At 31.4% G+C, this 19,286-nt stretch carries 17 protein-coding genes; 4 read left to right on the forward strand and 13 right to left on the reverse strand.

From position 1 onward, the window contains the following. Positions 1 to 190: 190 nt before the first annotated feature. Positions 191 to 1,009, forward strand: coding sequence for a mechanosensitive ion channel family protein (locus tag J8L88_RS12650; RefSeq protein ID WP_027395440.1), 819 nt, complete (start codon positions 191 to 193; stop codon positions 1,007 to 1,009). Positions 1,010 to 1,088: 79 nt separating this feature from the next. Next, positions 1,089 to 2,507, forward strand: a complete 1,419-nt coding sequence (locus tag J8L88_RS12655; RefSeq protein WP_211060906.1) for a hypothetical protein — start codon at positions 1,089 to 1,091, stop codon at positions 2,505 to 2,507. Positions 2,508 to 3,222: 715 nt separating this feature from the next. On the opposite strand, the gene J8L88_RS12660 is transcribed toward J8L88_RS12655, so the two are convergent. Further along, complete coding sequence (locus J8L88_RS12660; RefSeq protein ID WP_118386877.1) at positions 3,223 to 3,975, reverse strand: DJ-1/PfpI family protein; 753 nt, start codon at positions 3,973 to 3,975, stop codon at positions 3,223 to 3,225. A 10-nt stretch (positions 3,976 to 3,985) separates the two neighbouring features. After that, entirely contained in the window at positions 3,986 to 5,215 is a 1,230-nt protein-coding gene (locus J8L88_RS12665) for an MFS transporter (RefSeq protein WP_211060907.1), read from the reverse strand. Between the two features lie 128 nt (positions 5,216 to 5,343). Here J8L88_RS12665 and J8L88_RS12670 point away from each other — a divergent pair, with 128 nt between their 5' ends. After that, entirely contained in the window at positions 5,344 to 5,958 is a 615-nt protein-coding gene (locus J8L88_RS12670) for a DUF1684 domain-containing protein (protein WP_371813660.1), read from the forward strand. Positions 5,959 to 6,026: 68 nt separating this feature from the next. Here J8L88_RS12670 and J8L88_RS12675 read toward each other — a convergent pair whose 3' ends face one another. From J8L88_RS12675 to J8L88_RS12690, 4 genes are all read right to left on the reverse strand, one after another. Then, positions 6,027 to 7,127, reverse strand: coding sequence for a porin (locus tag J8L88_RS12675; protein ID WP_118389953.1), 1,101 nt, complete (start codon positions 7,125 to 7,127; stop codon positions 6,027 to 6,029). A gap of 317 nt (positions 7,128 to 7,444) precedes the next feature. Beyond that, the gene (locus J8L88_RS12680; RefSeq protein WP_027395446.1) at positions 7,445 to 7,783 is read right to left on the reverse strand and encodes a P-II family nitrogen regulator; all 339 of its coding nucleotides are present in this window, start codon (positions 7,781 to 7,783) and stop codon (positions 7,445 to 7,447) included. Between the two features lie 34 nt (positions 7,784 to 7,817). After that, a complete protein-coding gene (gene crcB, locus J8L88_RS12685; protein ID WP_211060908.1) occupies positions 7,818 to 8,189 on the reverse strand; it encodes a fluoride efflux transporter CrcB in 372 nt (123 codons plus the stop codon). A 16-nt stretch (positions 8,190 to 8,205) separates the two neighbouring features. Beyond that, entirely contained in the window at positions 8,206 to 9,243 is a 1,038-nt protein-coding gene (locus J8L88_RS12690; protein WP_211060909.1) for a GyrI-like domain-containing protein, read from the reverse strand. Positions 9,244 to 9,429: 186 nt separating this feature from the next. On the opposite strand from J8L88_RS12690, the gene J8L88_RS12695 reads away from it, so the two are divergent. Beyond that, complete coding sequence (locus J8L88_RS12695) at positions 9,430 to 11,481, forward strand: dihydrofolate reductase (RefSeq protein ID WP_211060910.1); 2,052 nt, start codon at positions 9,430 to 9,432, stop codon at positions 11,479 to 11,481. A 72-nt stretch (positions 11,482 to 11,553) separates the two neighbouring features. Here the strand turns inward: J8L88_RS12695 and J8L88_RS12700 are convergent, their stop codons facing one another. The 7 genes from J8L88_RS12700 to J8L88_RS12730 form a co-directional block, all read right to left on the reverse strand. Beyond that, positions 11,554 to 12,723 carry a cupin domain-containing protein gene (locus J8L88_RS12700; protein ID WP_027395450.1) on the reverse strand — a complete coding sequence of 390 codons (1,170 nt, stop codon included), beginning with the start codon at positions 12,721 to 12,723 and terminating at the stop codon, positions 11,554 to 11,556. Between the two features lie 319 nt (positions 12,724 to 13,042). Next, a complete protein-coding gene (locus J8L88_RS12705; RefSeq protein WP_027395451.1) occupies positions 13,043 to 13,240 on the reverse strand; it encodes a hypothetical protein in 198 nt (65 codons plus the stop codon). 108 nt (positions 13,241 to 13,348) lie between these two features. After that, positions 13,349 to 14,266, reverse strand: coding sequence for a YfaP family protein (locus tag J8L88_RS12710; RefSeq protein WP_211060911.1), 918 nt, complete (start codon positions 14,264 to 14,266; stop codon positions 13,349 to 13,351). A 103-nt stretch (positions 14,267 to 14,369) separates the two neighbouring features. Beyond that, complete coding sequence (locus J8L88_RS12715) at positions 14,370 to 14,996, reverse strand: response regulator transcription factor (protein ID WP_108801576.1); 627 nt, start codon at positions 14,994 to 14,996, stop codon at positions 14,370 to 14,372. Then, a complete protein-coding gene (locus J8L88_RS12720) occupies positions 14,993 to 16,972 on the reverse strand; it encodes a sensor histidine kinase (RefSeq protein ID WP_211060912.1) in 1,980 nt (659 codons plus the stop codon). The genes J8L88_RS12715 and J8L88_RS12720 overlap by 4 nt, the downstream gene beginning before the upstream one ends. 6 nt (positions 16,973 to 16,978) lie before the next feature. Beyond that, positions 16,979 to 17,608, reverse strand: coding sequence for a hypothetical protein (locus tag J8L88_RS12725; RefSeq protein ID WP_211060913.1), 630 nt, complete (start codon positions 17,606 to 17,608; stop codon positions 16,979 to 16,981). A gap of 25 nt (positions 17,609 to 17,633) precedes the next feature. Next, positions 17,634 to 18,917, reverse strand: a complete 1,284-nt coding sequence (locus J8L88_RS12730; RefSeq protein WP_211060914.1) for a S8 family peptidase — start codon at positions 18,915 to 18,917, stop codon at positions 17,634 to 17,636. Between the last annotated feature and the right edge of the window lie 369 nt (positions 18,918 to 19,286).

Genomic DNA, 19,286 nt, shown 5'->3' on the forward strand with positions numbered 1-19,286 from the left:
CGTTATTTGCTTTTTTGGCATAAGATTTGATACCTATATAAGTGTATAGAATTTATCAAAATCTTGTGTGAGGACATTGGTTCAAAAGAACTAAAGATAGTACGGGAAAAGGATAAGAAAAACGCTCGAGCAAAACTCTGAGCGTTTTTTTATTTTATTTTTCTATTTTAGATATTATAAAAATCGCACCATGGAAAAATTATACGAATATTTTGAAATAGCCATTGATAAAGTTGTCTTTTTCGCTCCAAGAATTATTGGAGCTGCTTTGGTATTTTGGATAGGGTTCAAAATCATTAAAAAAGTACTTCAATTATTAGATAAAACCTTAGAAAAAACGGGTATTTCGGATACTATGCGCCCTTTCCTGCTTTCGATTATATCGGTAGTTCTAAAGATAGCTGTCATTTTTGCGATTGTTACAATTTTAGGAGTAGATTTATCAGGGCTATTAGCTATTCTCGCTGCGGTTGGATTTGCCATTGGGATGTCTTTGCAGGGAAGTTTAGGTAATTTTGCATCAGGAATCTTAATTATGTTTCTAAAACCATACGAAGCAGGAGATTGGATTCAGGTTGGTGATTCTTTTGGAAAGGTTCAGGAAATAGGTATTTTTAGCACTGTTGTAATAACTCCTGGAGATAAAGTTTTAATTATTCCTAATGCTAAAATAACCGATGATGTTGTTGCTAATTACTCTAAGAGAGGTGTAGTACGTTTAGAGATAGGTGTTACAATGCCGTATAATGAAGATTTTTCTAAGGTTAAGCGTGTAATCGAGAATGCCATAGCTCCAATTGATAAAATTTTAGATTCACCAAAAACAGAAATTGGAATTGAAAATTTTGATTCTCATAATATTTTGATAGCTGTAAGACCTTATGTAAAACCCGATGATTTTTGGGAAGTTACCTTTATAACCCATCAAGAGATTAAAAAAGCATTTAGCGAGCATGATATTAAAGTTGCCTACTCAGAAGGTGTAGAATTAGGGAACATTGGAGTATAATTTCAGATACACTTTTATATAATAAAAGATGTGAATGGCATTTTTTTTGCTGCTCTTATTTTAGTCAAAATTTTTAAATATGAAATTTACTTCTATTAGGAATATATTGTTTTATGTGTTTTTGTGTACTGTGACTTATTCATATAGTCAAAATACTTTAAGACTAAAAAAAGGACAGGTTATAGATTCATTGACAGTACCTTCTAGTAAAGGGGTTTATAGTATTTATTTACCGACATCTTTAGATTTAAACAAAGGTTGGCCAATACTTTTTGGGTTTGACAGTACAGGAAGGATGAATGAATTTACCAATGTATTTAAAAATTCAGCAGAGGAGTTTGGATACATAGTAGTGGTTTCTAATTATTCAGAAAAATTAAGTTCCGAAGAAAAATCCAATTATATTGCTCTTTTTATAAAACATATGGTTTCTCTTTTTCCAATTCAAAATGAAAGAATGTATGTTTTTGGAGTAGGGAAAGATGCTCCTCTAAATACCTCATTGCCTCTTTTATACAAACATTTCAGTGGCGCGATTGCTATTGGCGATAGTTATAACTATTATCAAAAAATAGGTAGAAATAAGAATTTCTCATATGTAGGAATGGTTGGGGACAAAAATTTTAGAACGCTTGATTTTATAGATATTGATAAGTATTTTAAAAGGAAAAAAATAAGTTCTGAAGTTTCCTTTTTTGATGGTAAAGATGAACTTCCATCTTCGGAGGTAATATCAAAAGCATTACCATATTTTACCTTGGATGCTATGGCTAAGGGAATGATACCAAAAGATTCTGTTTGGATTGCTAATAGATATAAGAGAGATAAAGAACTCGTTTCTTTACTGAAAAAAGAAGGTAAGTATATACGGGCATATGATGAGCTAACCCAAATGATGAGTAGATATGATTCTTATTTTAACGTAGATAACCTTAAAGAAGAAAAAAAAGAAATCAAAAAAGTTAATAGCTATAAGAAAGAAAAGAGACTTATAACTAGACATCAAAATCAAGAAATATTTTTAAGGCAGTCTTTGTTTTTTTCATTGGAGGAAGATATAGAGCTTAACCAATATGATAACCTTGGCTGGTGGCAATATAAAATGACTGAATTAGAAAAAAGGCAAAAAGAAGGAGGGGTACATGTTACGAATATGGTAATAAGATTAAGAGGTTTTCTAAAAAACGTTTTATCTGATTATAAAAAGGAATTAGTTAATAAGGAGAAAGAAGAAGACAGGAAAATATTTTTAAATATACTGAGTACGATAGTAGATAAAGATGATTTTGAATCATACCGAAATATTATTTCATTAAGTACGATTGATCAAGACGATGAAACAGCCCTTTTTTATTTAGAAAAAATGCTTCAACAAGGATATAAGGAAATAGAATCACTTTATAACATAGATGGGACTTTAGCTCTAAGGGTTTCAAAAGAATATAATGGTATTATCAAACAATATTTGGGGACTTCAAAGTATTTCAATTTTGACTAAAAAGTAAGTTATTGCGTATTTTAACGATAGTAAATAACACTTAATCGATATTTTGTTAATAACTTTTTTTTAGATTACGGTTTTGAAGTAAAAATTCATATATCTTTATAACACGTAAAATATGAACGGTGTGTATTGTAGAAATTAACATATCAAGAAATATGACGATATGGATTTGAAATTTTAATTTGGAATATACATTGGGATAAATTAAGTGTGAGGACATTAGTCTAAAGACCCCGAATCTAAAAACTAAAGAGAGTACGTAATTTGCCCCGTATGAAAAAGCGATCTTGAAAAAGATCGCTTTTCTTTTTTAACAGATTTTTTTAAAGAATAAAGGGGAGAATTACTGTATAAAATAAAACTTTAATCGATTTTTATTGATAAAAAAACCTTTGATAAATACATTTTTGTGTATTTCATCGATTTTTATTGTTTTTTATCGTTAAAAATTTTGTGTTAACAATTTTTTTACAATATATTTACATGTGCTTAAAAAATACTTCGGTGTATGGCCAGAATTAACATTTTAAATTGTATGACGATATGGATTTAAAATTTTAGTTTGGAATACATCAGGGCCTATTAGGTGTGAGGACATTAGTCTGAAAGACCCCAAATCTTGAAGCTAAAGAGAGTACGTAATTAGCCCTAAAATTGATGAAAGCGTTCCTTGATCGGAGCGCTTTTATGTTTTTAGTGTACTCCAGATCTATTTTGAAATTACCAAATGCGGTATGTTTTCTAAATTCCAATCAATTACAAGCCCACCTGCTAATGATCGAGCAATTTCCGCTCCGTATAAATGTTCACATAAATATAAGGCTGCCTCAAAACTTTTAGCTCCGCCGGCGGATGTGATATATTTTCCGTCATGTACAAATAATACCTCTTTTCTTATATCCAAATCAGGAAACATTTCTCGCATTTTGTCAATATCACTAGGAAACGTTGTAGAAACTACATTGTTCAATATTCCTGCTTTAGCTAATACGAAAGCACCATCACAATGTGAAGTTATGTAAGAAGCTGTTTGATTCACTTTTTTTACAAAATTTATCATTGCTTCATCTTCTAAATCTGTATCCAGATGATGCTCTGCACTTGGTACTACTAGAATATCAATTTTAGGTAAGACATCTTTTAAGTAGTTATAATCTGGGATTATTTTTACACCTTCAAAAGTAGTAATTGGTTCATCTGTATTGGCAACTGTAAAAACATTCATTTGTTTAATGTTTTTTCGATATTGAGTATGTTGAAAAATATCAAAAGGAGCAGTGAATTCGGTATTGTAAGTCCCATCCATCAATAAAAAAGCTACATTATATCTGTTAGGTTCTAGTTTAGGGAAAGTTTTCTCTTTCTTTAATACCTTAACTTGTTCTTTGTTACTTAAAATAGATTTTTCTTGACAACTAATTATTATTGCTGATAGAAAAATGGCGTATAATATAGATCTCATAATTTATTTCTTAATTAGAATTTAATGCCTTTAAAGTATTTTCTTTATTGATTTTTTGTTTTACAATGAATAATAAAAGTATTCCTACTGCAGAAACTATAGTCATGAGTATCCAAGTGTTATTATAACCATACTGATTTATAAATTGCATTCCAGAATTATGTCCAAATATATGAGCAAAAGAAAAAGACATACTGTATAATCCCATATATGCACCTTGTCTACCTCTTTTAGATCTGTCTAAAGCAAAAGCATTTCCAAAAGGAAACGAAATCATCTCGCCAAGTGTTGCTATGATCATACCTATAATGACAATCCCAGTCCAAGGAGTTATTAATAACAATATAAAGCTGATCCCGGTTAGAAGAAACCCGTTCATTACATTTCTAATTTTAGATATTGAAGTGGATTCTAAATAGGCTATTAATGGCATTTCAAAAATAAAAATTAACACTCCATTCATAGCTAAGATTAATCCTATATTTCTTTCAGAAAGCAGGTGTACTTCCTTGTAATACAAGGGGATTGTAGAAAAATACTGGACAAAAATAAACCCGAAGAGTGTTAGTGCTACTAGAAAAATCATATAAACTCCATCACTATAAGCTGGGGTTGGATTATCTACAATAATTTCTTTGTCAATTATTCTAGCTTTTTTAGGATGTAAGGTCTTAATCATAATTATTCCAGCAATAATGCAAGTGACTCCATCCACCCAGAACAATCCAGAATAACCAATTGTTGCAATCATAAAACCACCTAAAGCAGGAGCCATAGAAAACCCTAGGTTTATCGCTAATCTAATAAAAGTTAAAGATCTAGTTTTGTTTGCGGGTTTGCTATAGGCACTAAGTGCTACAAAAAAAGCAGGACGTGCAGCATCGGCAACCGCGATTAATACAAAAAAGCTGATACAGATACTCCAAAAACTAGTGAAATATTGAACAACAAAAAATGAGAGGCCTGTTAATAGTAAAGAACCTAAAATTACTTTATAATAACCAATGCTGTCGCTTAATTTTCCTCCAACCCAAGCACCTAAAAGAGAACCCAGTCCATAACTAGTCATTACCCAACCAATCTGGCCAAGAGAGAAGCATAGATTGTCGGATAGATACAAAGATAAAAAAGGTATTACCATTGCACCCATTCTATTAATTAAGGTAATAAGTGCTAACCACCAAACTTCTTTTGATAAGCCAGAAAAAGTATCGATATAATTTCTGAAAAGTTTTTTCAATGTATTGATGGTTGGTTTTCTGAAAACTGGTAAAAGTAACCTTTTGTCGAAAAACTAACAGCAATTTTAGAGAATATTAACTTGTTTATTGTTAATGCTTTGTACTTTTGCAAAAAAATAAGGGGACAGTGCATAAATTATCTTTTTTACTAATATTATTCTTTAGTCATGTGATGGCTCAAGATTCTACGACCATTAAAAAAATATTAATATTTCAGGATGAACTTAATAAGGAGTTTGCATCCGAAGAAGAATCACCATTAACCCCAAAAGATTTTAAAGTATTTAAAGAGCTTGATTTTTTTCATATTGATACCACGTATAGTGTTACGGCAGAGTTTGTTCGAACCCCATATGAGACTCCGTTTATTATGAAAACTACAACGGATAGAGAACCTATTTATGTTAAGTTTGGAGAAGCTCATTTTACACTTCAAGAAAAAGAATGGACATTGAATATATATCAAAATCAAGGTTTAAAGACACAATCAGAATATGAAGATTATCTTTTTCTTCCTTTTACTGATCTAACCAATGGAGAAACTAGTTATGGAGGAGGGCGTTTTATAGATCTTAAGATACCAGAGGGAGATATAATTCTTATTGATTTTAATATGGCTTATAATCCATATTGTGCTTATAGTGCAAGATATTCTTGCCCAATTCCTCCAGAAGAAAATCATTTAGAGTTAGAAATACCTGTGGGAGTTAAGAAATATGATATACACGAAGTAAACAAATAAATAAAAAGCGCTCTGAATAAACAGAGCGCTTTTTGCATAAACAAACAAATATATTAAACTATAATATATTAAAATTTATAGATGGCTCCAAGAACAAAAGATGAAAGGCTTTTTGTTGCTTCTCCATCATTATCCGAAAAGAAATCTTCAGAAGTTGAATCTAATCTTAATTCAGGCTTAAGCGTTAGGTCACCAATATCATAACTTCCTGTAAGTGTCGCAGCAATTACGCTACCATCACCTTCGGCATCTAAACCTACTACATCAACTAAGCCTCCGTTGAATACAGAAAAGTATTCACCTCTTAATCCAATACTAAAATTATCAGTTGCTTTTACTTGCGGGTATAATGCTACGCCATAAAATCCAGATGCATCAGCATCTCCTTGATCTTCTGTAGTTAAATAAGTAGTGTTTACTCCTAAGTAAAATTTTTCTGAAAGATCCCAACCTGTAGTAAGATCCACCTGAAAAGTTGGTCCTACTAATCCTGGTTCACCTTCATTTCCATATCTAAAGTTTAAATATGCACTACCGTTATCAGCAGCATACCCAACTTGTGCTCCAAAAATATAGGTGTCAAAAGGGTTATTTTCTGTGTAATCTGTTGGATTCATAACTGCTACCATTGCAGACCAATTATCATTGATTGCAAAATCTGCTTTAAGTCCTGTATGAGAAAAAGGTCCATAAGAGAACATATATGATGTTGAATAGTTAAAGTTACCTGTAGGTGATATTACTTCGTAACCTAGAAACGTATTAAAATTTCCAAAAGTAAGTTTAACTTTCTCAGATACATTCCAGTATGCATATAACTGGTTTACGATTTGAGAAGAACCATCTGAAAGAAATACAGCATCTTCACCTCTTGGGCCAAATACAAGATCAGCTACAAATCCTACTTTTTCCCCTTCATAGCCAAGTATTAGATTAGCCATTCCTAAAGCAAATCCAGATTGATTAGCAAAAGAAGTTGCTGGTGCTGTGGAGTTGTCATTTTGTGCCCCAAAATTATATCTAAAATATCCATCAACGGATCCATTAACCGAAAAGTTATCGAACCATTTTTTTTCTTCCTCTTCCTGTGCTACGGTGGTTAAACTAACTAGCGCAAGAGAAAAAAGGCATACTTTTTTGAAAAGTTTTGTTACGGTTTTTGTTTTCATAATAAACATTAATTGGTATTAATTTGTTTTTAATTGGAGCTGTAAAACTATGTTAAAACAATTTTACCCCAATAAAAAATAGGGGTTGAGTAGTTATTTTTACATATTTTCAATTTTATGCCCTTAAAAAATTAGACATTAATGTTTAATTCGTGATTTTTTAAGAATTTTGAAAGTGGGTTTTTAGAAAAAGGAGATAAAAAAGTGACTTTAAGGTCTATAATTTGTTAAATTATTTAAAAATAAAAGTTAAGAATATCACTTAAACAAAAAAGACCTACCAATAGGTAAGCCTTTTCAATATATGTATAAAAAAATTAGTTTAGAGCTTGATTACCATGTTCACCAGTTCGTATTCTGTAGGTGTTTTGTATTTCTGACACAAAAATCTTTCCATCTCCTACGTCTCCGGTTTTAGCTGCATTGATAATTGTTTCAACAGTTTTTTGTTCAAATTCATCAGAAACAACTATGGATAGATACCTACGCTGTATATCTGTAGTGCTATAGCTAATGCCTCGATATACGTGACCTTTTTGTTCATTACCTACGCCAGTAACATCCCAGTACGTAAAGAAGTTCACTTCTATTTCGTGCAATGCATCTCTAACTTCTTTAAATCTTGATTTACGAATGATCGCTTCTATTTTTTTCATTTATTCTTTATGGTGTTTAAGCGGATAAAAATCTTTATATCATTTTTGCTATCCACATTCCTAAAAATACTAAAAGAAATCCTATCACAAAAGTACCTATAGCATATAAACCAAAGTTTATAAAGTCACCAGATCTTAAAAGCATATGGTTTTCATAGGCAAAAGTGGAAAATGTTGTAAATCCTCCACAGAAACCTGTGGCGAGAAATAGAATGGTATTCTGAGATAAAACATTGTTTTTTAGAGCTAGTCCTAATATAGTACCAATCAGAAAACTCCCCAGAATATTTGCTGCAAAAGTTCCATAAGGAATTCCAGTAGCTTCATTATTTAGGTATTTACTGATAAGAAACCTTGCTACACTACCTGTGCCTCCTCCTATAAATACAAGAAGTAATTGTTTCATTTAGTATAAGTATCTATTATTTTATCGGTATATAAATCTCTGTGATCCAAGCTGCCGGATTTGGTTGTAAGGTTGCATTAGACCTATAAACTTCAAAAGCAGAAGACTCTGGATTAGCTTCTAGTCCATTTTGATCTATATATTTATAGCCAGTCTCCCAAGCTTCTTTTAAGTTTATATAATCTCCATTTAAAGTTATCTTTACAACTCTTTGTTTAGGTAATGAGCTACATAAAATATTACTGTCAGAAGGCGTAATTACTTCTTCTCTAATAGGTACTCCCGTCGAATAAATAGCCGTTCCTTGAGCTTCATTATATTCATTATAAAGAGTAAAAGGCATACCAGTTTGTGGAAGTTTATTCTGTTGCACATATGATACGACCGAAAGAATCATTTGCTCCGTTTTTTGAGAAATTTCCGCAATAGATGATGCAGTAGCCATATACATGTAAAAACCACCTTGGTGTTCTGTAACTCCATCAACATTGATAGAATATTCTTTCATTTTTTCTTTTGCGTACGAATCTAGTTTTTCTAGTCCTTCTTTGTACATAGGTCTTAAACTTTCAGACATAGTACTATCCTTTGTCATCCAAAATAATTTTTCCATAAAGCCTTGTTCTCCTTTGATTCCCCAAGTGACTTTAGTTTTATTACTTTCAAGTCTTTCAAAATTCCAATAAACGTCATTAGTAATTTCATCAACTACCGGAAGAACTATAGAGAGTTTTTGTTCGATACTAGAAAAAGGTGCAACTTTTACTGTCTTCATTTTTCCATCTTCCTGTGTTTCACTTTTCCAGCTATAAGAAGCTTCATTACCACTGGTCTGGTTTCCGTATCCTAAAATTAAATCATCAGAATTATCCATCCAAGGGTTCCATTTTTTCCATGTTTTGTATTCATTAACAGTGTTAAAAAGGAGTTCATCAGGTGCGTCAATTACTCTACTTTCTTCTAGCTGAAATTTACCATCAATCATAGCGACATAAGCACTACCACCAATAATTAAGATAAGTAGAAGAAAGAATAGATATTTTATGATTTTCATGTTAGTTAGTTTAGATCTTTTCAGAAGCTAATATAATCAATTTTTAAAATGGGTTTTAGTTTTAAGATTTCCAATAGGTTATGATGTTATTAGTTTTATGTCTTATTAAGATAGGACTTGGTAAGTATTTAAAAAAGTGATTTTTTTTATTTCGTTACATTTGCTGGAAACAATAAACATAAACAAATGAAACTTAATCGTATAATATTTTTTATGACAGTTAGTGTAATGCTAATTGCTTGTAAAAAGGATCCAAGTATACAGGATCAGATTAATCAAGAAGAAACAAAACAAGAAGTGAAAGAAGAAAAATTCGATCATCTTGTGGAGCAATTTTCAGATATTAAAGTGCTTAGATATCAAATTCTGGGATGGGAAAATCTTTCTCTTAAAGAACAAAAGTTAGTATATTATCTTACACAAGCTGGTTTAAGTGGAAGAGATATTATGTGGGATCAAAACTATCGCCATAACCTAGCAATTAGAAAGTCTTTAGAAAAAGTGTATACCTCTTATGCAGGAGATAAAACTACTAATGATTGGAAGTTTTTTGAAACATATTTAAAGAGAGTATGGTTTTCTAATGGAATTCATCATCATTATAGTAATGATAAAATCAAGCCAGAATTTGATAAGGATTATTTAGTATCTCTTTTAGCAGAAACTAAGACTGAATTATCAGAAGATGCCACGAACGTAATTTTTAATGAGGATGACTCTAAAAAGGTAAATCAAGCAAAAGGAGTAGATAATGTAGCCTCATCAGCAGTTAATTTTTATGGGCCTGGTGTTACTAATAAGGATGTTACTTCTTTTTACGCTAATATGAAATCTCCAGATCCTAAAAAACCTTTATCATATGGTTTAAATTCTCAGCTAATTAAAGAAAATGGAGCATTAAAAGAAAGAGTATACAAATCTGGAGGTTTATATGGAGCTGCTATTGATGAGATCATCAAATGGTTAGAAAAGGCACAAGGAGTTGCGGAAAATAAAGCACAAGGAGATGCATTAGGATTATTGATAGCGTATTATAAAACTGGTGATTTACAGACATGGGATGATTATAATGTAGCATGGACTGCAGCTACCGAAGGTAATATTGATTATATCAATAGTTTTATCGAAGTATATAATGATCCATTGGGATATAGAGGTTCTTATGAAACAATAGTACAGATCAAAGACTTTGATATGTCTAAGAAAATGGCGGTTTTATCAGAAAATGCACAATGGTTTGAGGATAATTCTCCATTAATGGATGAGCACAAAAAAGATAGTGTAGTTGGAGTAACTTATAAAGTAGTTACAGTTGCTGGAGAAGCAGGTGATGCATCCCCAAGTACACCAATCGGAGTAAACCTTCCTAACGCTAATTGGATTAGAGCAGCAGTTGGATCTAAATCAGTTTCTTTAGGTAATATTATTAATGCCTATAATAATGCTGGTGGATCAGGTCGTCTTAAAGAGTTTGTTCACGATGATGAAGAATACGAATTAGAAGAGAAATATGGGCAATTGGGAGATAAATTGCATACAGCTTTACACGAAGTTGTCGGACATGCTTCTGGACAACTAAATCCTGGAGTTGGTGAAACTAAAGAGACGTTAAAGAATTACGCATCTACTATGGAAGAAGGGCGTGCCGATTTAGTAGGGTTATATTATTTAATGGATCCAAAATTACAAGAATTAGGATTGGTTGATGATTGGGAAAAAGTTGGAAAAGCAGCTTATGATGGTTATATAAGAAATGGATTAATGACACAGTTAATTCGCCTTAATTTAGGTGATGATGTAGAAGAAGCGCATATGCGTAATCGCCAATGGGTGAGTGCTTGGGCTTTTGAACAAGGAGAAAAAGATAATGTGATCGAAAAAGTGACTAGAGAAGGGAAAACATATTATAATATTAATGATTATACAAAGCTACGTGAAATTTTTGGTCGTCTTCTAAGAGAGACACAACGTATTAAATCCGAAGGTGATTTTAAGGCAGCTGAGGCATTAGTAGAAGGTTATGGAGTGAAGGTGGATCAAGATATTCATGCAGAAGTCCTAAAAAGGAACGAACAATTTACTTCTGCTCCTTATAGTGGTTTTGTAAATCCAGTATTAGTTCCTGAAATGAATGAGAATGGAGAAATTACTAAGATAAATGTAACACAACCGAAAGATTTTGTTACTCAAATGTTAGAATATAGTAAGACTTATGGTTTCTTGCCAGAGGTAAACTAGTAAGAAGATATTTTATTTATGTAAATCACCTTCTAAGTTAATTCCCTTAGAAGGTGATTTTTTTAAGCTACTTTAAGAAGCAATATCAAGTATTCCAATTTTAGATAGCTGCCGGGTTACTAGAATTTTACTTTCATCATCAAGATTACAATGGATTTTATGGATAGGTAATGCTTGATTTTCGTTTATAAGTACATTAAGAAATGATTCACATTGTATTGGCATAGATAGTTTTAGATCATAAAATTTCACATCTATTTTTTCGCAGTTTTTGATCATTCTAAATTTGTTCTTTTCTCGAATCTTGATTTTAGAATCTTTATTAATACAATCAATATTCACTATTTGACTTAGTTGGCCTTGTGCGATAGCTTTTTGCCTACTATAAAAGTCATCAATAATCTCATCATCTTGTTGTAATTTTTTGATGAGTTCTGTAACAACATTGGTAACTTCGATAATCTCTTCATTTTTATCATTTTCGTTAATAGAATGAAATTTTGTGAATTTCCTTAACGGTAATATGGATTTAGATTTTTCTAAAAGAACTTCTGCTAAATGTTCTGCCCAAGTTTTGCCAATGATACCTGTAGTAATGTGCCCAGAATTTTGATTAGTACAATAGGCGTCATGAACAATTCCTCTTGGGATATATAATACGTCTCCCTTTTCCAAGGTGAATTCGTCGATTACTTTACCTGGAATGAATTCTTCTTTGTTAAAAGGAGTTGTTTTATCAGCCAATAGAACAGGTTGGTCATAGATACGCCAATGCTTAGAACCTTCAAACTGAAATATAAATACATCATGAGTATCGTAATGAGTAGAAAACCCTTGGGATTTTTTTGGAGTTAGGTAGATGTTTGTTTGTATTTTATGTTTAAAAAATGTCTCTAATTCATTAGTTAATTTTCTTAAACTGTAAATTTTATTTTGCAGTCCAGACATTACTAAAGTGCTTCCATTTTCGAATGCGTTAGAGAATTTTAGGGGATCTATAATATCAGAATCTTTTATGGTATATTCTTTAGAATCTGGTTTTTCGGTTTTAGAATGATCAGCTAATCTAAAATCTGGGTGATGATTAGTTTGTGAAAATAAAATAGAATCTAAATCTTGAATAGATAGCAATTGATCAAAGAAACTTCTGTTTCTGTTTTTTATTATTAGGTGTTTTTTTTCAAAATATTCATTAAAAAAGACATCTGTAGTAATTGGATGTAATATTTCTTGCAGATTCATACGTGGTGTTTTATTATAAAGAAGGATTTAAATAGTAACTTTTATAAATTCATCGGTTGATGAAAAGAACAAGAGGAGATTAAAAAAAACGAAACTAAAAAAGCAGTAGTGTAAATCTTATTTATAGTTGTCTTTTTTAAATCTTTGAGTAATCTTTTAGAGAATGTAAAAACTTTAATCATAACTTTTATTGTTTAGTGTTATGTTAAAATTAGTATTGAATTACGTGCAAAAAAATACCCAAAAGAGGGTATTTTTCCAGTTACAATTTTATTGAATAACAAGGTAACTTCTTTTGTTTTTTTAAAATTCGAGTAAATTAATCTGAGTCCGCACAGTTAACACCAGCTCCTACCGCATCCCCACTATTGCTATCGGTGCAAACGGGACTGTCAGTAGTACAAGAAGTTGTTACTGCTAGAGATGATACTAATAAAGCAGAATAAAATGTCCTTCTGAAATTGTAGTTCTTAGAAACATTGTCAATTTCAAAATCTGAAAGTTTCAATTTAGTCATAATTAAAATATTTAAAAGTTTTGTTAAAACTAGGCAGGAGATTAGCAAAAAAAAATACCCAATTAGGGGTATTTTCTTAGCTAACTTGACTCACTAAAAAATAAAGGTCTAGTTTTTTGTGTATGTTAATGTGTTAGAATTTCCACTACTGATAGTACCATTAAATGTATTTACAGTGTTACCATTATCTCTTACAGTTATAGTATATGATGTAGCGCTTCCACTAAAAATATTTACGTAGAATTGATATGTGCCTGAAGGACCTCCATTGGCCCAAGTGATATTCTCTGAATTACCACCTGAACAATTTCCTGTACAATCTATATCTAATGCACCTCCAGAATTTGATTGTGGATTGTTAAAAGATAAAGTTTCACCATTCGGATCTTGAACGTACAAATCTAAATCAGCACTGCCGGACCAAGTAAGGTTGAATCTCGGACTTCCGTCTTGTCCAGCTAATCCTCCGCAATCAGACGCGTCAACTAAACCTTGACACGAAGGTTCATCACAATTACCGCAGAGCATAGCTACATCTCTTATGTTCGCTCTAGAGATATTTCCAGAAGATGTTTGTGCAAATTCATAGCATTTGATATCATGACATACTTGTGATAAATCTGCACAGATTCCTTGATTGATTAAAAAATCAAAATTTCCAGTACCAGCAGTAGCACCGTTGGTATTTACAGGAACAAAATAAATAGGCCCTGTTGTACCGAATCGCATTCCTACAGCATTTACATTTCCGTTTGGAGCGTTAAATGATATAGAATTAGTCATGGATTGTCCAGAAGCTAATGGCACAATGCTAGAAGAACCATTACCAATAGTTATGGATTCATCAATTTGTACGGTATTTGGATCTACCGTAAAAGAACCGGGAGGTAATACTAAATTGTCGTTCATAATAGTAGCAATTTGCGCAGGATCAGATATCCCTGAATTTCCTGAATCGCCATTGTCTTCGCTACAACTGTAGCAACATAGTATTCCAATAATTGTAATTAGATAAAAATTTTTCATTTGAATGGTATTTTTTGTTTACATCAAATCTACCTTCGAAATGAGCATAAAAAAATACCCGTAATAGGGTATTTTTGATTTGTATTGGATAAGCTTTAGTCTTTTAAAAATCATATTTTTTTTCAATAGCATATCGAAGCAATTCTCCTTTTCCTTGCAGCCCTAATTTTCGTATAATATTTTTACGATGTGTTTCTACAGTTGATACAGAGTTGAAGCGAATTGCTGCTATTTCGGATGAGGTTTTTCCTTGGCCAATAAGCGTTAGTATTTCACGTTCACTTTTAGAAAGCACCTGTTTCTTTACTTGTTGTTTTGTCTCTTCAGAAAAAAAAGAAGGATCAATAGAAGCGTCATAATATGTGTTACCTTTCATAACTTCTTGTATAGCAGTTAAAACTTCTTCTAAAGGGGAGTTTTTTAATAAATATCCAGACGCTCCCGCAGCCACCATTTGTCTCACAGCATCTTCTTGATCAAACATAGAGAAAGCAATAATCTTAGTGTATGGTAGTTCCTTTTTTATGATTTTAGTGGCTGCAATACCATCAATTTTGGGCATACGGATATCCATAAGTACTACTTTGGGTTGTTTTCTTCTAACAATAGCTAACAATTCTTCGCCATCATTTGCCTTTCCGATAATGCTTATTTCTTCTTCGTATTTGAGAAGTAAATCTATTCCATCGATAAGTGATTGGTGATCTTCTGCTATGGCTACTGTGATCATATAGGTATATTTATAATAATGTTAGTTCCTTTTCCTATGGTAGAATCAATCTCAAAAGTTCCTTCTAGATGTTCTATACGTTTTTCAATACTTTTTAATCCCATTCCATCTTTTTCGGGTAATACTTTCGCATTAAACCCCTTTCCGTTGTCCTCTACAATGATATTCAATAAAGAGTAGTGATTAGTAAGAGAAATACCAATTTCTGAAGCGTTGGCATGTTTGATAGTATTGGTAATCAGTTCCTGAATAATTCTGAAAATAGAAATCTCTAATGCATTGTCTAATCGTTCATCTAGTCCGTAATCCTGAACTTCAATTTGTAATATATTACCATTAGAAGCTTTTTTTGCAAGGTTTCTAACAGCAGGTAATAATCCTTGTTTGGCCATAACACCACTGTTTTTTTCATGGGCAATAGTACGAACTTTTTTATACGCTTCATCTAGTAGGTTGTTTGTTTTACTATATAACTCTTCTATGTTTTCTACTTTTGGATTATTTCGATTGTTTTTCAGGTGATCAAAATGCAGTTTTACGGTTGCTAGTGTACTACCTAGATTATCATGTAGATCATTAGCCAATCGTTGTCGTTCTTTTTCTTGTCCAGAAATCATAGCATCAATCGTCGTAAGTTCTTGTTCTTTGAGTAGTTTTTCTGTCTTTTGAATTTCGATCTCCCGTTCTTGCTCGGCGATACGTTGTTTTCGTTTGGTGTTTCTATAGATAAGAATCGCAATAGTACTTCCTAAGATTAAAGATCCGCCTAAACCAATCGCTATGTTTTGGTTTCGTTTCTTTTGTTGTTGTTCTATTAGGATTTGTTTTTCTTTTTCTGCTGTTTGAAGTTGTTTGTTAAGTTTAATATTGTCTGAAGTGTTTTTTTGATAATCCAGCTCATGTTCTAATTGAACAGATCGTGTGAATTTTGTGTAGGATTCTCGATAGCTCAAGAAAGCTTTTTGAGCCATTGAGTCAATTCTGAATAAATTTTTATTTTTTTTTAATGCGTTAAAAGAATCAATATATTTTTCGGCTAAAGCTTTATAATTTTCGGATATATATTTTGATATAAAAACTTGACTTCTCAGTTTATCTGAAATATCAATATGTTCTTCGGCCATTTTAATATATTTCAAACCATCCTCAGTATAGTAGTTAGTATTGTATAATTCGGCTAATTTATAGCAAGTTCTGAATCTAATGTATTTTAAAAACGGAAAATCAGCAGATTCTTTTAAAGTTTTTAGATGAAATTCTTTGGACTCTTCTATTTTCCCTTGTCTTCCTAAGTTGATAGCTTTTAGCGAAAGAAAGAGTGGTCTAATTCTATGATTTTTTTTTAACAATTTGATTTGTTGTTCGAGTTTATCTATTTCATTAGATACTTCTCGTTCATTTTCGTTAGTACTTTCTAATTTGAAATAGATGTAATGTAAATAATACCAAGAATATAAAATTGGAGTTTTTGCAACACTTTTGAGTTCTAATAAGTATTTTTCGTATTGTCTGCTAGTTAGAACAAATTCATAGTGATAATATTCAAGTATACCTAATAAACTTAGTATTCTTAAATTAGTGTCATTTTTTTCTTTTGCCAATCGGTAAGCCTCAAAAAAGTAAGTAAAAGATGTTCCTTCATTGGGTTTGTGAAACAATTCATTATATCCGAATGCAAGATTATTAAGAGTAAGAAGAAGCTTGTCTTTGGTATTTAGATTTATTTGATAACTAACCGAAGTGGAATCTTGAATCTCTTGACCTTGGTTGTATAGTATTAGATTTAAATTTTTTAAACTTTCTTTTAATTGCCAATCTTCAATTTTTTCTATTAATCTATTTGCATTCTCATACTCTAGGTTAACAATGTTATTAATGATCAACTCTTGAGTTTGCTTGTTACTGGAAAATGAATAAACGGTTGTTGAAAGAAAACAACAACCGTAAAGTGAAATAAAGAATAATATTTTTATCATTTATAACTATCTTATTTTAACAGTGCCTCTAGGGCAAATTCCTCCTGAATGAGACATTAATAAACTAACAGGTCCATCAGATTGAGTTTTTGGTTTTGGACATACTTCTGGATATTGCTCTCCATCTAGAAGAATCCCTTCTCTATAATAAAACTCCGAATCAAAAACATTGTTTTTTAATGCTTCTCCATTCTCGTGTATTTTCTTTAATCTTCTATCAAAATGTAAAAAATTGTTTTTGCCAACTTTTATACCGTTTTCATTACCACCATTTTGATGAATAAAGTTCATGTATTGGATATCTGAATCTGCAGTTTTTAATGCTTGAACTTCTATTAGGAAAACTAGAACTTTTTGTGGTGTCGGCATTGGACTTTCTTCATTAGCATCTGGATCTTGAGGAGGTTGGTAATCTTTAGATTCAGGTCGTTTAATTTCAGAAATGTTAATATCCAATATTCCTTTATAATTAATTGTTTTGAACTCTATTTCTTTTATATAATATCCTTCATCAGCGTTTGCTGTGGTAAATTTCCCATAAATTCCAAAAAGAGTTCCGTAAAGTTGGCTTCCGTATAAAAATTGAAAGTTTTCTTTATCAGTAAGATCAACATTTCCGATGTGTAAGTTTGACATTTTATAAATATTTGGTTATTAGTTATTATTTAGGCGCAAGTGGAAGTCCAATACCATATAGATTAGAATTGTCCCATGGATCTAAAACATTTCTATTAATTGCGTTTAATAATTGTTCCGGACTAGCTCTACGTCTGTAACTATTGATTCTTCTGTTGTTATGAAATTTTGAAATTGTTAAAGCGAATATACCTGCAACAAATGGAGCGGAAGCACTTGTTCCGGTACAAGTTTTATAGTTTCTTTCTCCATTTTCAGATAACCAAGTTGAATAAATATCTACTCCTGGTGCTACAAAGCCTAAAGGTAGTCTCGGATATACCCCAACATTACTTTTGTTATATAGTTTGTAATATTCGTCAATTGCTCCTACCGCAATTACAGAATGTGAAGCAGCAGGGTTTGATATTATATGGGTCGTACCAGAAGAATGATCACTATTGTTACCAGCGGCTGCAATCATAACAATTCTTTTTTTCTCTGCTTTTTCAAATAAGTCAGAATGTACAGCATTACTAATGTCGTATAATTTGGAGGTTAAAGACATTGATATAATGTTGCATTCATTTTTTATAGCCCAGTCTATAGCACATAGTAAGTTAGATAAAAAACCTTCCCCATTATGATCTAACACTTTTCCAACGTATAACTTAGCCTCTGGAGCAACTCCATACCTTAGTCCATTGGAGTCCACTCCTCCTACAATTATACCAGCGCAATGTGTACCATGACCGTTTGTATCACAAAAATCATTTTCATTATCAACCCATGATTTTCCATCCGCAATCTTGTCTTTTAAATCTGGGTGTTTTTTATCTATTCCTGTGTCAAGTATTGCTATTGAAACTTGCTTTCCTTTAAAATGAGAATCAAGTTTAATTTCTCCCATTCTAATTCCATAAGTCATCTTGGCATTTGGGTCATTGTGAGTTAAGATTTCTTCTGAGGACTGATGATTAGAATTTTGAATTTTTAAGTCAGGGATTATTAAGAAGTCTGAATGTTTATTGGAGGATTTAAATTCTTCATCAGATAGCTTGATGATACCAATACCTGTTTTTTTAATTACAATGACTTTTTTTTCAGAAAGAACATTATCAATACTTTTTTTTTGTCTTATAACCTTGTCATAGCTTATTGGTTCATAATTAAGATCACTACGTTTGATATTTTTTTCTATCCTATTAGCATTATGATCATTTTGTGATAAAATAATGTATCTACCATTAGGACTTGGTTCTTGAAAAGAAGAATCATATTTTTCTTTTAGTTCTTGGAACTTCTCAGCTCTTTTTTTCCAATAATTCATAACGACTAAAAATTAAATATTAACTGCTTGAACAAAGGTTCATTTTATATTGTAATTTTCCCATACCCAATACAAGGTATATTTCTAAAGGTATCTAAAAAAACACCATAACAACACCTTCCTACTGATCCAATGATCCTAGGTAATAGGAATTACTATTTAATTGAAAACTAGGGGTATAGTTTTTATTCTGGCCTTAAATACGTTTTTAGTACGAAAAGCAGTAAAATAAAGATAATAAAACCAACGAGAATAAAAATACTGCCTTTGTAGTATTTGCGATGTAGTTTAAGATCTTTTCGGTAGCTGATAATCATTAAAACAATAAAAGCTATTACAAAACATCCTGCAAATATCCATTGACCAGTA

Origin of the sequence: Aquimarina sp. MMG015 (assembly GCF_018100855.1) — a bacterium.
Taxonomy (GTDB): Bacteria; Bacteroidota; Bacteroidia; order Flavobacteriales; family Flavobacteriaceae; genus Aquimarina; species Aquimarina latercula.

What these genes read in the sequence shown, in the direction of transcription:
- J8L88_RS12650 (WP_027395440.1), top strand. Translation starts at nt 191, where the DNA reads ATGGAAAAATTATACGAATATTTTGAAATAGCCATTGATAAAGTTGTC.
- J8L88_RS12655 (WP_211060906.1), top strand. Translation starts at nt 1,089, where the DNA reads ATGAAATTTACTTCTATTAGGAATATATTGTTTTATGTGTTTTTGTGT.
- J8L88_RS12660 (WP_118386877.1), bottom strand. Translation starts at nt 3,975, where the DNA reads ATGAGATCTATATTATACGCCATTTTTCTATCAGCAATAATAATTAGT.
- J8L88_RS12675 (WP_118389953.1), bottom strand. Translation starts at nt 7,127, where the DNA reads ATGAAAACAAAAACCGTAACAAAACTTTTCAAAAAAGTATGCCTTTTT.
- J8L88_RS12680 (WP_027395446.1), bottom strand. Translation starts at nt 7,783, where the DNA reads ATGAAAAAAATAGAAGCGATCATTCGTAAATCAAGATTTAAAGAAGTT.
- crcB (WP_211060908.1), bottom strand. Translation starts at nt 8,189, where the DNA reads ATGAAACAATTACTTCTTGTATTTATAGGAGGAGGCACAGGTAGTGTA.
- J8L88_RS12690 (WP_211060909.1), bottom strand. Translation starts at nt 9,243, where the DNA reads ATGAAAATCATAAAATATCTATTCTTTCTTCTACTTATCTTAATTATT.
- J8L88_RS12695 (WP_211060910.1), top strand. Translation starts at nt 9,430, where the DNA reads ATGAAACTTAATCGTATAATATTTTTTATGACAGTTAGTGTAATGCTA.
- J8L88_RS12700 (WP_027395450.1), bottom strand. Translation starts at nt 12,723, where the DNA reads ATGAATCTGCAAGAAATATTACATCCAATTACTACAGATGTCTTTTTT.
- J8L88_RS12705 (WP_027395451.1), bottom strand. Translation starts at nt 13,240, where the DNA reads ATGACTAAATTGAAACTTTCAGATTTTGAAATTGACAATGTTTCTAAG.
- J8L88_RS12710 (WP_211060911.1), bottom strand. Translation starts at nt 14,266, where the DNA reads ATGAAAAATTTTTATCTAATTACAATTATTGGAATACTATGTTGCTAC.
- J8L88_RS12715 (WP_108801576.1), bottom strand. Translation starts at nt 14,996, where the DNA reads ATGATCACAGTAGCCATAGCAGAAGATCACCAATCACTTATCGATGGA.
- J8L88_RS12720 (WP_211060912.1), bottom strand. Translation starts at nt 16,972, where the DNA reads ATGATAAAAATATTATTCTTTATTTCACTTTACGGTTGTTGTTTTCTT.
- J8L88_RS12725 (WP_211060913.1), bottom strand. Translation starts at nt 17,608, where the DNA reads ATGTCAAACTTACACATCGGAAATGTTGATCTTACTGATAAAGAAAAC.
- J8L88_RS12730 (WP_211060914.1), bottom strand. Translation starts at nt 18,917, where the DNA reads ATGAATTATTGGAAAAAAAGAGCTGAGAAGTTCCAAGAACTAAAAGAA.